This is a genomic window from Streptomyces sp. NPDC048483, assembly GCF_040651455.1.
Lineage (GTDB): Bacteria > Actinomycetota > Actinomycetes > Streptomycetales > Streptomycetaceae > Streptomyces.
In genome coordinates this window covers 1-12,037 of record NZ_JBEZJZ010000063.1, presented here as the reverse complement: position 1 = coordinate 12,037, position 12,037 = coordinate 1, and the positions used below count along the sequence as shown (strand labels likewise).

Sequence of the window (12,037 nt, the reverse complement as noted above, 5' to 3'; positions counted from 1 at the left end):
TGGGGAGGGGCGTCGGTGTGGGTGTGGGTGTGGGTGTGTGGTCTTCGTGCTCACCAAGGGTGTTGGGTCCTGGCAGACTCCGAGGAGCTGAACAGCTCATCCACGGCGCGGACTTCGAGCTGGACGGCGGGCTCGCTCTGCTCGCGGCGCAGCCCGGGGACGTAGAAGGCCGTACCGCAGGTGCCGCCGAGGAAACGCCGCGACCCGTCCGGGAGCCGGCGATGCAGCTCGTAGTGGCGCACGGGGCCGGCGGCGCGCTGCCAGTTCAGCCGCAGTGATGCCGTGCCCTCCGTCGTGGCGGCGTCGGTGACCGTCAGCGCGCGGGGAGCGGACGGCCGCCCGGTGCCCGTGCGGACCGCCAGTGCCCCCAGCCGCCACGCCACCGCGGCGCCGTCGCGGCCGGTCAGCCGTATGCCCAGCGCGTGGAGGGTGCCGGAGCCGAGGGAGTCGAGCCCAACGGACACGGTGCGCCAGCCGCCGCCCGCCTCGACGGCCCCTGCGGGCAGGTATGCGTACGGGGCGGGCTCGCCCGGCGCCGGCGGCTCCCGCAGGGCGACGGCCATCTCGACGATGACCGGGCCCGAGGCCGCGTCGGTGCGATGGGTCAGATCGACGACCGTGCCGGGGCCGGTCGGCAGCCGGGCGGGGAACAGCTCCACGGTCGCGGGGGCGTCGAGAGCGCCCCGTACCAGCAGGCTGCTGCCGCCGCGCCAGGCATCGGTGAAGTCCAGTGACATTTCGGGGCGTTGGCCGTCGGTGCGGATCGGCCAGCGGCGGGGCGGCAGGCGGTCCTGGAGGCCGAGATGGTTCCACGGCGCGTCGGATGCCGCCGCGCCGTCCTCGTACCACCGAAGGCCGTGACCGGTGTTGAAGGAGGTCGCGAACGGCAGCGCGGTGAGCGTCGATCGGTCGGCGACCGCGGCAGCCGGGGCCCGCCAGCCGGCGTCGGCGCCGGTACCGGTGGTGCTGGCGGTGCCCATGGCGCTTGCCGTGCCCTCCCGCCGGGCAGGTGCGGGCCGGGTCGGGTCGAGGGCTTCGCCGGACCAGAACTGGTCGTCCGCGGCGTGGAACTGGCCGGGGGTGCGCCCCTCGGGAAGGTGCTGGAGGGTCCACTCGGGACGGTAGAAGCCGTACGAGACGACATGGTCGTGGTCGGCCGGGATGATCGCGTCCCAGTCCGTTGCGGTGTCCCAGCCCGCGGACTCGACATCGACACCCGCCCACAACGCGTAGCGGCTGCGGCCCAGTTGATCCGCGAGTCGCCCCGAGTCCGCCAGAGTCTGCGCGCTCCAGCGGAAGTCCACGAACAGCGAATCGGCGACCGGTCCGGCGTCGTCCTGGAAGAACGCCCGGTTGTGGTCATTGAGTGCGCCCTGCCAGCCGACCCGGCCGCTCACATTCATCGCGTCGTACCAGGTGATCCGCAACCCCTGGCCGGCCCCCGCGGCGCGCAGCGCCTTCAGGAAGCCGCGCATATCGGCGGCCAGCTCGGCATCCCCGCCGTCGGTCTCGGCGTTGACGAACCAGCCGTCGAAGCCGTACACGGTCGCCACCTGCACCAGCTTCGCGGCCAGCGGGAAGCGCCCGGCCGCATCCTTCTGCACCAGATCGCGGGTCCAGCGCAGCTCACCGCCGAAGGCGACCGGAGGGAGGAAGACCGTGCCCAGTACGGGGACGCCGTTGCGGTGCGCCGCGTCGATCACCGGGGCGTTCGGGGCCAGCACCAGCCCCTCGCCGGACGAGCCGCCCCAGAACACCAGCTCATCGAGGTACGCCCAGTGCGTCGGCGCGTAGCGGTCGGCGGTGGCCGAGCCCTGCGACGGGTTGCCCGCGGTGTGGTCGAAGGCCGCGAGCGCGCTGATCCGGGCCTGGCCGGCGCGGGCCGTGGTGTTCGCCGGAACCGGCGTGAACCGCTCGGCGAGCGGCACCGTCGCCGTGTTGAACGCCAGATCCCGGTCGCCCTCCGGCGTCCACCTGGCCAGGCTGCGCCAGGTGATGCCGTCGCCGGGCGTGCCCGCCGGCAGCGAGTCGGGGAACCAGTACGACGCATACGGCTGCAGGGAATCCGCGCCGGTACGGGGCCGGGCGGGCCGGTCGGCGGCCCTCGCGGCACCGGGGGACGACCCGACCAGGGCGGCCGCGGCGCCCGCCCCCGCCAGGAGCACACGGCGGCGGGACGGCGGGAAGGGAGGCTGGGGCATGACGGGCTCCTCGGGGTGGGGGAGTGGCTCTCACGGTCGGCCTCGCTCGACGTCGCTCGACGTCGGTCGGCCTCGCTCGGCCTCAGCCGACCTCGTCCGGCGTGCGGACCTCGGTGATCCCACGGGACGTCAAATGTGGTGCATCCGCGGCCAGTTCGGCCAGTACGAGACAGGGGCGGACGCCCTGCGCGGTGAGCCTCGCCCACGCCTCGAAGACGGCGCCGCCGGGTGCGCACACCGAGCGGTAGGGCGCGGCCTCGGCCCCGCCGGCATCGACGACCAGCGCGGTGCTCCGCGTCGCAGGACGGTGCGCCCGGCCGCGCCACTCCTCGACCAGCGCGGCGATCGCCCGCCCCGCCGGCTTGACCGTACGGTCGTTGCCGAGCAGCCCCAGCCCGTACTCGAGCTCGGGGAAGTCCGCGAGCGACCGCGACACATCGTGCGAACACCACCAGGTGACGCCCCAGAGGTCCGGGCAGTCCAGCGCGTTGACGACGGTGGCCTCGGTGAAGCGCGCCGCCCGGTCCTCGGGGATGTGCGGGGCGGGCGCGCCGACCTCCTGGAGCCATACGGGGCGGTGCGGGTCCAGAGCCCAGGCCTTGGACAGCTCGATCAGATACGCGGCGTGCTGCTCGGTGGCGGTGCCCGTCGGGCCGTGCCGCTGAGCGGTGCCGTTGAACACCCAGGAGTGCACGGCGGTCGCGGGGCCGAGCCGGGCGGCCTGGGCGGGCGTGAAGGGATGCCCGTCGCGGTACCACGCGGCGTCGTACGCGGCATGCAGATGCATCCGGCCTGGCGCGCCCCGCTCGCAGGCGGCCAGCATCCGTTCCAGCCAGGCAGTGGCCTGGGCGCCGGTGATCCGGTCCGGGTCCGGGTGCGGGCCGTCCGAGAACTGGTTGATCTCGTTGCCGAGCGTCATGCCGAGGAAGTTCGGACGGTCGGCGAGGGCGGCCGCGAGGGTGTGCAGATACTCCTCCTGGGCGGCCAGTACTTCGGGGTCGGTGAAGAGGCTGCGGCGGTGCCAGGTCTGCGTCCAGGCGGGCAGGAAGTCGAAGCTCGAGAGGTGGCCCTGGAGGCCGTCGACGGCCACGTCCAGGCCGCGTTCGGCCGCGGCGTCCGCCAGCTGGACGAGCTGTTCCACGGCGCGCGGCCGGATCAGGGTGCGGTTGGGCTGGAAGAGCGGCCAGAGGGGGAAGACCCGGATGTGGTCCAGGCCGAGGCCGGCGAGGGAGTCGAGGTCGGCGCGTACGGAGTCCAGAGCGAAGTCGAGCCAGTGATGGAACCACCCTTGGGCGGGCGTGTAGTTGGCGCCGAAGCGCACTCGATGATGCGTGTGAGGCACGGGGGCTTCCTGCGCTTCCTGTGAGGGCGGCAGCGGGGGAGTGCGGCGACGGCGTCAGCCCTTGACGGCTCCCTCGCCGACACCGCGGAAGAAATAACGCTGCAGACAGGCGAACATCACGATCAGCGGGAGCACGGCGACCACGGTGCCGGCTGCGACCAGCCGCTGGTTGTCCGCGAACGTGCCGTGCAGAAAGTTCAGACCGATGGTCAGGGTGAACTTCGACTGGTCGCTCAGCACGATCAACGGCCAGAGGAAGTCGTCCCAGGCACCCATGAAGGCGAAGATCGCCACGACGGCGAGGGTGCCCTTGACCGACGGCAGAGCTATCCGTACGAACCGCTGCCAGGCATTGGCGCCGTCGACGAACGCGGCCTCCTCGACCTCGTACGGCAGCCCCGCGAAGGCATTGCACATCAGCAGCACATTCATCGCGCCGATACAGCCGGGCAGCAGCACACCGACCAGGGTGTTGTTGAGCTGGAGCTCCCGCATCGTCACAAACTGGGCGATCATGATGCTCTCCACCGGCACCAGCATCGCCATGATGAAGACGACCAGGGCGGTCTTACGGCCCTTGAAGCGCATCCGGGCCAGGGCGTAGCCCGCGAGCGCGGCGCCCACGCAGTTGGTGAGTACATTCGCGGTGGCGACCTTGAAGGAGTTCAGCGCGAAGTCCCAGACCGGGATGATCTGTGCGACGCCGGCGTAGTTGGCGAGGGTGGCCTGATGGGGGATCAGGCTCGGCGGGTAGCGGTAGATGTCCTCGCCGGGGCCCTTGAGGGAGGTGGAGAGCTGCCACAGGAACGGCCCGACCGTCAGTGCCAGGACCGACAGCAGCAGCAGATACCGCAGCGCCAGCTGCCATCCGGGCATCCGACGCTCGGCGCGTTGCCGCTCGCGTTCCCTGCGGCGCTGCCTGCGCGGGGTGCTCATGCCGCGTCCTCCTTCCGGTTGGCGCGCAGCACCAGCAGCATCAGTCCCAGCGTGATGACGAAGACGACGACGGACAGCGCCGAGGCATAGCCGACCCGGCCGCTGAGCCCCGTGCCGGCCTGCTGGACGAGCATCACCAAGGTGGTGTCCTCCCCGCCGGGGCCGCCGGTGGGACCGGCCATCAGATAGACCTCGGAGAACACCTTGAATGCGCCCACCGAGGACAGCGCCCCCACCAGCACCATCGTCGGCCGCACCGCCGGCACGGTCACGGTCAGGAAGCGGCGCACCGCCCCCGCACCGTCGACCGCGCAGGCCTCGTGCAGCTCACGGGGGACATGGGCCAGCGCCGCCAGATAAATGATCATGTAGTAGCCGAGGCCCTTCCACACCGTCACCGCCATCGCGCTGAGCAGCAGCAGCCAGGGATCGCTGAGAAAGCCGACCTTGCCGAAGCCGAGATTCTCCAGCAGCGCATTGATCAGCCCACGGTCGTCCAGCAGCCAGACCCAGATCAGCCCGACCACGACGACGGACGCCACCACGGGGGTGTAGAACGCGGCCCGGAAGAAGGCGATCCCGGGGATGTGCCGCCGCACGAGCAGGGCCAGCAGCAGCGGCAGGATCACCAGCAGCGGTACGACCCCCAGGACATAGAGCAGGCTGTTGCGCAGCCCCGTCCAGAACATCGCGTCATGGATCAGCTCCTGGTAATTGGCGCCGCCGACGAAGTGCCCTTCGGTGAGCGTGCGCGCATCGGTGAAGGAATGCGCCACGGTGCTCAGGAACGGATACAGCCCGAATGCGGCGACGATCAGCAGCCCGGGAGCCAGGAACAGCCAGGGGCCGGCGGGACGGTGCGTACGGATTCCACGGTGCTTCTCCGTCATCACTGTGGGCCTCATCGCGGTGGGCCTCAGCCCGTCTTCAGCAGACGGTTGCACTCGGCGACCGCACCGTCCAGCGCCGCCTTCGGGGACTGCTTGCCCTGGACGGCCTTGGCGACCGCATTGCGCAGCACGGTCTTCATCTGGTCGCTGAGCAGCACCGGCGTGTAGTTCACCGCGGTCTTGAGCGACGTGGCCGAGGCCACCCGTACCCGGGTCGCGTCGGTGCCGTCCTCCTTGGTGAAGTACGGATCGTCCAGCGACCCCCGGGTGCTCGGAAAGATGGTGACCTCCTTGGCGAAGGCCATCTGATTCCTCCGGTCCGTGACGAAGTGCGCGAACGCCACGGCCGCGGGCTTCACCTTGCTCTGCGCATTCACCATCAGGCCCTGGACATACATATTGGCCTTACCGGTGTTGTTGACCGTGTCCGTGATCCCTATGTGCCGATAGAGGCTCGGCGCCTCTTTCTTGAAATTCTGCAGGTCCAGCGCACTGCCCGGATTCATGGCCACCGACTGCTGCTCGAATTTCCGCCCGGCGGACTCGGCCTGCGCGGTGAGCGCCTGCGAGTCCAGTGCCCCGGCCGCATACAGCTCCTTGTAGTGCCGGAGCAGCTCGACGCCCTTGGGCTCGTTGAAGGTGAACTCCGTACCCTGCGCATTCATCAGCCGTACGCCGTACCGCCCGAAATCCTCGATGGACGGTGTACTCGCGAGCATCGCCGTCTTCCGGCCGCTCTTCCGCGCCATCGAAAGGGCGTCCTTGAAGAGCTGGTGGTATGTCTTCGGTGGCTTCTCCGGATCGAGACCGGCCTGCCGGAAGAGCTCCTTGTTGTAGAACATCGGCCCGGTGTTCAGATACCAGGGGAAGGCATAGACGCCCGGCATCCCCGGCATCTTCTGGCTTTGCCACGCCCCCTCGAGATACTCCCCGCGGTACCTGCCGGCGGCCTTCTCCAGGTCCAGCGCGAGACCGGCCTTGGCCAGCGGACAGGCGAGGTCGGGGGAGACGTTGACGACATCGGGGAGGGTGCCGCCCGCCGCATCGGCGCTGAGCTTTTCCGGATACCCTTCGGCCGGCTGGTCGATCCACTTCACCTCGGTATCCGGATACTTCTTCTCGAAGTCCGCAATGAGCCCCTCGAAGTAATCCTTGAAATTGGCCTTGAGATTCCAGGTCTGGAAGGTGACCTTTCCCTCGACCTTCCCCGAGACGCTGTCCGATCCACCGGAGTTCTCCGGAGTCCCGCAGGCGGTCAGCGCAAGCAAAGACGTCAACATGATTGCGCTGACCACGGCCGTTCGGCGGGAAATACGCATGGCTGGCTGGCTCCTTCGCTATGACCTCTTGCCCTGACTTTCTGTCCTGACTTTTCCGACCAGAAACAAGCAGAATTGCTGCGCGACAGCCGCCCCGGGTAACGATGCGGCAGACCGTACTAATGCGTTTTAGTGAGTGTCAATACCCCGGTACGCGAAGTGTGGTCGGAGGGCCGGTTGACATGCCCCTCCCTGCTGATCAGACTGACCGCACTAATGCGGTTTAGGTCACGAGGAGAGCCCGCCATGACAGCGCCCGGTGAGGCCGCTCGCCGTAAGCCGGCACGCCGCCCGACGATCAAGGACATCGCCCGCCGGGCCGGTGTGTCGGAGAGCGCCGTCTCCTTCGCGCTCAACGACCGGCCGGGCGTCTCCCAGGACACCCGCGCCCGGGTACGGCGCGTCGCGGAGGAACTGGGCTGGCAGCCCAACAGCGCGGCCCGCGCCCTGTCCGGCGAACGCGCGGGCTGCATGGGCCTCGTGCTCGCGCGCCCCGCCCAGACCCTCGGCGTGGAGTCGTTCTTCCTCCAGCTCGTCTCCGGCATCCAGGAGGTGTTCGCCGCCCGGAAGATCGCGCTCCTCTTCCAGGTCGTGGCGGACCTCGAGACCGAATGCGCGCTCTACCGCCGCTGGTGGGCCGAGCGCCGCGTCGACGGCGTCCTCGTCGTCGACCCGCGCACCCAGGACCCGCGCCCGCAGCTGCTCGCCTCGCTCGGCCTCCCCGCCGTCGTCGTCGGCGGCCACGCCGAACCGGCACCGGACCCTCCGGACGCGCCCCGCACGCGCCCCCTGCTCTCCACCGTCTGGGCCGACGACTCCAAGGCCATGGCCCGGCTCGTCGACCACCTCTACGGCCTCGGGCACCGCCGTATTGTGCACGTGGCCGGCCTGCCGGGCCTGGCCCATACCGAGCGCCGGATCCGCTCGCTGCGCACCGAAGCGGACCTGCGCGGCCTGGACGACCGGCAGGTGCGCTCGGTGACCACCGATTACTCCGACGCCGAAGGGGCCGAGGCCACCCGCCGCATCCTCGACGCCGCCGAGCCGCCCACCGCGATCATCTACGACAACGATGTGATGGCCGTGGCCGGCGCCTCGGTCGCCGCCGAGCGCGGAATCCCCGTACCGGACAGGCTGTCGATCGTGGCCTGGGACGACTCCCCGCTGTGCCGGGTCACCCACCCCCGCCTGACCGCCCTCGTACGCGACACCCCCGGCTTCGGCAGGCTCGCCGCCCAGGAACTCCTCGCCGTCCTCGACGGCGGACCGCTGCGCACCGTGCAGGGCGAACTGCCGCACCTGGAGGCCCGGGAGAGCACCGGCGCACCGTGACAGCGCCGCCCGCCCGTGTTGAGGATTGCCCTACGGCATCGCGCGTCGGTCACCGGCCGGGTGAGGCGTGGAGGTGCCCGGGAGATGCCCGTTGGAGGCATTCCACCGTGTCAGTCGAGTTGAATCACACCATCATTTCCGCCCGGGACAACCGGGCCTTGGCCGAATTCCTGGCGCATATCCTCGGTTTGCAGGTCGGGACGGAAGCCGGTCCGTTCATTCCGGTCGACACCAGCAATGGTGTCACGCTGGACTTCGCCACCGTCGACCCCGAGTTGATCACGACCCAGCATTACGCCTTCCTCGCCTCGGAGGACGAGTCCGATACGTCGTTCGCGCGTATCAAGGAGGCCGGGCTGATGTATGGGGCCGATCCCCGGCAGCAGCATCCGGGCGAGATCAACTACAACCACGGCGGGCGCGGCGTGTACTTCCTGGACCCCGCCGGCCATGCCATGGAACTCCTCACCCAGCCGTACGGCAATCTCGAGGCGTGAGCCGCGCCAGGTAGCGGAAAAGGGGGAGCGGGCCGACGCGGTCCGCTCCCCCGATGAATGCCCGATCAGTGATGCGTCACGACACCCGCCGCCATCCGGCCGCAGTTCGAGCCGGAGACGCTCACGCTGACGGATTCGATCGTGCCGCCCCAGTCGACGCACAGCCCCTTGGCCGCCAGATACACCGGGCCGGCGTAGGAGGTGTATTCGCCGCTGTCGTACACCGTTTCGGTGCTTCCGTCGCTCGGTGCGAGATAGGTGTACATGTACACGGGCTTACCCGGGCTGTTCCGTACCGTCACGACACAGTTCTTCCCGGTCTTGGCGCTGTACGTCAGGTACACGGTCCCCTTGCCGGTGACCGGTACGGAATTCACTACGCTGTAGCCGCTGCCACAGGCCCCGTTGTACGAGGCGGCAGTTGCGCCTGCGGGTGCGGCCGAGGCGGTGGTGGCCGTTGCCATTGTGGCAATTCCTGCTACGGCCAGCACCGCAGATCCTGCGATGGCACGAGAACGCTTCATGGGAATACCCCCGCCGGGTGTATGCGTCGCGTGGTCAGGTCGCAGTGTTGGACAGCGGACGTACCGGGATGGTTGTACCGCAACTCTCCAAAGCCCGAATCAACTTGGGCACAACGGCCGGTCCCCGGCGCCGAAGAGGGCGTCGGGGACCGGCCGTTGTCGCGGCTGTCGCGGGATCAGCCGCCGTTCGCGAGGACCTTGAGACGGGCGAACGAACCGTTGAAGCGGTTGCGGTCACCGATCTTCGGCGCCGAGGACGTGTGCTGCCAGATGCTGTGGAACTTCCAGCCGGCCGGCAGCGCGCCGACGGAGCCGCCGTAGCGCGGGATCCACAACGGGTTGCTGTTGCCGAACTGCGCCGAGTTGCCGGTGCACCGCTTCCACCAGTTGGTGGAGGTGTAGATCACCACATCGCGACCGGTCTTCGCCCGGTAGGTCTTCGCGAAGTCCGCGATCCAGCCGGCCATCTCCGCGTGGCTCTTGCCGTAGCAGGTCGAACCGTACGGGTTGTACTCCATGTCGAGCGCCCCCGGCAGCGTCCTGCCGTCCTTGGACCAGGCGCCGCCGTGACTTGCGAAGTAATTCGCCTGCGCGGCACCGCTGGAGTGGTCCGGCAGCGCGAAGTGGTACGCGCCATGGATGAGGCGGGCGTCGTATGCGCCCTTGTACTGCTGCAGGAAGTAGGGGTTCCGGTAGTTGTGGCCCTCCGTGGCCTTGACGTACGCGAATTTCACGCCGCCCTCGCGCAGCGCCGACCATCCGACGTTGCCGTTGTGGCTGGAGACGTCCACACCCGACACGGCGGGCCGGGTCGAGCGAGGCTCGGAACCTCCGGCCCGGTCGCCCCCCTCGTGGGCGGCGATGGTGGAGCCCATCCAGTCCTGCTCCGGGTGCGCGGGTCCTTTTCCCGCGTCCGACGCCCCAGCGGAACCGGGCAGCGCGAGGGGCAGCACGAGCACGGAGAAGAGAGAGACGAAAGTTCCGGCCGTGATATGGCGCGTGCGGCGGGCCGGACCGGATCTGCGCAAGGGCATCGCGTGCCTCCGAAGTCCTTCGGTTGGGTCAGGTACGGCGGAATTTGAGCAGAATCCTGCCGATAAGAAGACTTATATGCTGAACCGACCACGACTAAGACCGGACCGGCCTTCCGTCCGCCGACCGGCCGGGGCATCTCACCCGACTGGTCGTCATATCCCCACGCGAAGCGGGCCCCGGCAGTTGCCGGGGCCCGCTTCGCTGCGCAGCGGCGAACGCGCCATTCCGCCGCTTCGCACTGCCTCTGCCGACCATCCTGTCGGCCTCTTCACCTTGTCCCGCCGTACGCACAGCCGGTCGCTGCCGGCTGTCCGCGGAGGGTTCTCCGTTTGATGCCGGTGGCTCAGTAGGCGGAGTTGACGTTGTCGATGGAGCCGTAGCGGTCGGCCGCGTAGTTGGCGGCGGCGGTGATGTTGGCGACCGGGTCGGTGAGCTTATCGGGGGTGCCGGCGACGTGGTAGGTGTCGAAGGTGGGCTGGATCACCTGGAGCAGGCCCTTGGAGGGGATGCCGTTGATGGCGTTGATGTCCCAGTCGTTGACGGCGTTGGGGTTGCCGGAGGACTCGCGCATGATGTTGCGGTGGAGGCCGTCGTAGGAGCCGGGGATGCCCTTGGCGTCCATGATGTCCAGCGCCTCGCGGATCCAGCCGTCCAGGTTGTTCGCGTACTGCTTGGGCTCGGCCTTGCGCTCGGCGGAGCGGTGGGTGGCCTGCTTCGCGGTGTGCGCCTTCTTCGGGGCGTCCTTGGCCTTGACCTGGGCGGCGACGGACTCGATCGCCGGGTGCTCGGCCTTGGGGGCGTCGCCCTTGGCCTGCACCGCAGCCGGCATTCCGTTCGCGCTGACCGGCTTGACCGCGGCCGGGGCGTGCGCGGGGGCGGCCTGGGCGGTGCTGGGCTGGGCGGTGACGGCCAGGGCCGTGGTGGCGCCGGCGGCGACCAGAACGGCGGTGGCGACCTTGTGCGTACGGGTAATGCGGGTAATGCGGGCGGTGCGGGTCAGGGTGAAGCTAGGCATACGGAGTGACCTCTTCCAGGTACTGGGGACGGGGAGGCGGCCTTCTACGGCGCGTAGAGAGTCCGAGAGCTATGTGCCGCGTTCGCCTTTAGGGGCGGAATTCGCTGGCTCGTTCCCGGCGCAAATCCATAGTTAGCGAACGCCCCAGCAGCTGGCAATGACGGCTTGTACTAGGCGTCTTCGTGAGAAGGTGCGTGATTCCCGGAGCCGGGCTCATTTCTCGCCTGTGGCCCGGAATTTAGCCAACTAGCAGAGGTCGTACGTGACGTACGCCCTGTGCCCGGCATCACCTCTGGGAGCCCCGAATCCGCTTCCCGTACCGCGCCAAAGTTGCCTGGCTCACATGCGAATTGGGCTTTCCCGTACCGGCCGTGTACCCGGCTGCGGGGAGGGGAATCCGAGTTGAATCCGTAATGCGGCACACCCGTATTCCATAAAAGTGGCACAGGCCACTTCCGCGGGCGCCCAGGGGTGTTGGATTCCCGCTGTGCGCACGGCGCAGGGTGCGGTAAGTCATGCCGCTCGAGTCGGCCCGGCGCACTAGCCCGTCAGGGAGTTTCACTACGGCGAAACGGCGGTGCTGATGGTCCGTTCGCAGCAGCATGCGGGCTGTCGTGTGGCAGCCGGGCCGCGCGTGCCGGATGGTGAGATCGCAAGCAGTAGTCCCCCACTCACTCACCGTAGGGAAAGCTCATGCTCCGTCGTGTATCCACTGTTCTCACCGGCGCCATGGTGGCAGGCATCCTCGCCACGGGTGCCGCCGCCGCGGCGCCCGCTCCCGAGCACGGCCAGCGCGCGCACCACAGCCAGAGCCAGAGCCAGCACAAGCGCTACGACGGCGACCACCGTCACGCCCGCCTCGACAAGCGCTCCGTCCATCAGCCGGGCGTTGAACTCCACGATGTGGGTGCGCAGTCCGAGGCCCTTGAGGGCGCCGGCCGCCTCC

Annotated in this window: 10 protein-coding genes and 1 pseudogene; 3 read left to right on the top strand and 8 right to left on the bottom strand. The window is 69.2% G+C overall.

What is annotated here, in order from left to right; all coding sequences use genetic code 11:
• Positions 1–50: 50 nt before the first annotated feature.
• From AB0D04_RS27170 to AB0D04_RS27150, 5 genes are all read right to left on the bottom strand, one after another.
• Entirely contained in the window at positions 51–2,201 is a 2,151-nt protein-coding gene (locus tag AB0D04_RS27170; protein ID WP_362708239.1) for an endo-beta-N-acetylglucosaminidase, read from the bottom strand.
• An 82-nt stretch (positions 2,202–2,283) separates the two neighbouring features.
• On the bottom strand, positions 2,284–3,543 hold the full coding sequence (locus AB0D04_RS27165; protein ID WP_362708237.1) for a glycosyl hydrolase: 1,260 nt from the start codon (positions 3,541–3,543) through the stop codon (positions 2,284–2,286).
• A gap of 54 nt (positions 3,544–3,597) precedes the next feature.
• Positions 3,598–4,479, bottom strand: a complete 882-nt coding sequence (locus AB0D04_RS27160) for a carbohydrate ABC transporter permease (RefSeq protein WP_362708235.1) — start codon at positions 4,477–4,479, stop codon at positions 3,598–3,600.
• Positions 4,476–5,369 (bottom strand): sugar ABC transporter permease, encoded by an 894-nt coding sequence (locus AB0D04_RS27155; protein WP_362708233.1) that lies wholly within the window; start codon positions 5,367–5,369, stop codon positions 4,476–4,478. The genes AB0D04_RS27160 and AB0D04_RS27155 overlap by 4 nt, the downstream gene beginning before the upstream one ends.
• A 26-nt stretch (positions 5,370–5,395) precedes the next feature.
• The gene (locus tag AB0D04_RS27150) at positions 5,396–6,688 is read right to left on the bottom strand and encodes an extracellular solute-binding protein (RefSeq protein ID WP_362708230.1); all 1,293 of its coding nucleotides are present in this window, start codon (positions 6,686–6,688) and stop codon (positions 5,396–5,398) included.
• A 246-nt stretch (positions 6,689–6,934) separates the two neighbouring features.
• Here AB0D04_RS27150 and AB0D04_RS27145 point away from each other — a divergent pair, with 246 nt between their 5' ends.
• Positions 6,935–8,020, top strand: a complete 1,086-nt coding sequence (locus AB0D04_RS27145) for a LacI family DNA-binding transcriptional regulator (RefSeq protein WP_362708228.1) — start codon at positions 6,935–6,937, stop codon at positions 8,018–8,020.
• A 107-nt stretch (positions 8,021–8,127) separates the two neighbouring features.
• The gene (locus tag AB0D04_RS27140) at positions 8,128–8,517 is read left to right on the top strand and encodes a VOC family protein (protein WP_362708226.1); all 390 of its coding nucleotides are present in this window, start codon (positions 8,128–8,130) and stop codon (positions 8,515–8,517) included.
• 65 nt (positions 8,518–8,582) lie between these two features.
• On the opposite strand, the gene AB0D04_RS27135 is transcribed toward AB0D04_RS27140, so the two are convergent.
• The 3 genes from AB0D04_RS27135 to AB0D04_RS27125 form a co-directional block, all read right to left on the bottom strand.
• Positions 8,583–8,981 carry a spore-associated protein A gene (locus tag AB0D04_RS27135; protein ID WP_362708224.1) on the bottom strand — a complete coding sequence of 133 codons (399 nt, stop codon included), beginning with the start codon at positions 8,979–8,981 and terminating at the stop codon, positions 8,583–8,585.
• A 236-nt stretch (positions 8,982–9,217) separates the two neighbouring features.
• Positions 9,218–10,075: a lysozyme gene (locus AB0D04_RS27130; protein ID WP_362708222.1), complete on the bottom strand. Its 858-nt coding sequence runs from the start codon at positions 10,073–10,075 to the stop codon at positions 9,218–9,220.
• A 344-nt stretch (positions 10,076–10,419) separates the two neighbouring features.
• Complete coding sequence (locus AB0D04_RS27125) at positions 10,420–11,091, bottom strand: transglycosylase SLT domain-containing protein (RefSeq protein WP_362708219.1); 672 nt, start codon at positions 11,089–11,091, stop codon at positions 10,420–10,422.
• A gap of 693 nt (positions 11,092–11,784) precedes the next feature.
• On the opposite strand from AB0D04_RS27125, the pseudogene AB0D04_RS27120 reads away from it, so the two are divergent.
• Positions 11,785–12,037 (top strand): annotated as a pseudogene (locus AB0D04_RS27120) (hypothetical protein); the annotation flags it as partial.